Source organism: Neisseria sp. P0001.S005, assembly GCF_051963715.1.
Genome location: NZ_JBQCTZ010000542.1, coordinates 1 through 527, shown reverse-complemented (window position 1 = coordinate 527; position 527 = coordinate 1). Strand labels below are relative to the sequence as shown.

General features: G+C 59.4%; 1 protein-coding gene. It reads left to right on the top strand.

Going from position 1 to position 527, the window contains the following annotated elements:
* Positions 1-527: NTP transferase domain-containing protein (locus ACTHSP_RS21555; RefSeq protein ID WP_440346948.1), on the top strand; the 527-nt coding region annotated here is incomplete at both ends.

The window sequence follows — 527 nt, the reverse complement described above, 5'->3', positions numbered from 1 at the left end:
ATCGTCATCCTCGCCGCCGGCAAAGGCACGCGCATGTACTCCAAAATGCCCAAAGTGCTGCACCGCATCGGCGGCCTTCCCATGGTTGAGCGCGTTATCGACACCGCCGCCTCCCTGAATCCCCAAAACATCTGCGTCGTCATCGGCCACGGCAAAGAGCAAGTCTTGGACACCGTCAAACGCGATGTCGTTTGGGTCGAACAAACCGAACAGCTCGGTACCGGCCACGCCGTCAAAACCGCCCTGCCGCACCTGTCTGCCGAAGGCCGCACGCTGGTGTTGTACGGCGACGTCCCCCTGATTGACGCAGCCACCCTCGAAACCCTGCTCGAAGCCGCAGGCGACGAAGTCGGCCTGTTAACCGATGTACCCAACGACCCGACAGGTTTGGGCCGCATCATCCGCGACAGCAACGGCAGCGTAACCGCCATTGTCGAAGAAAAAGACGCCGATGCCGCCCAAAAAGCCGTGAAAGAAATCAATACCGGCATTTTGGTTCTGCCTAACGCCAAACTCGAAGCTTGGTT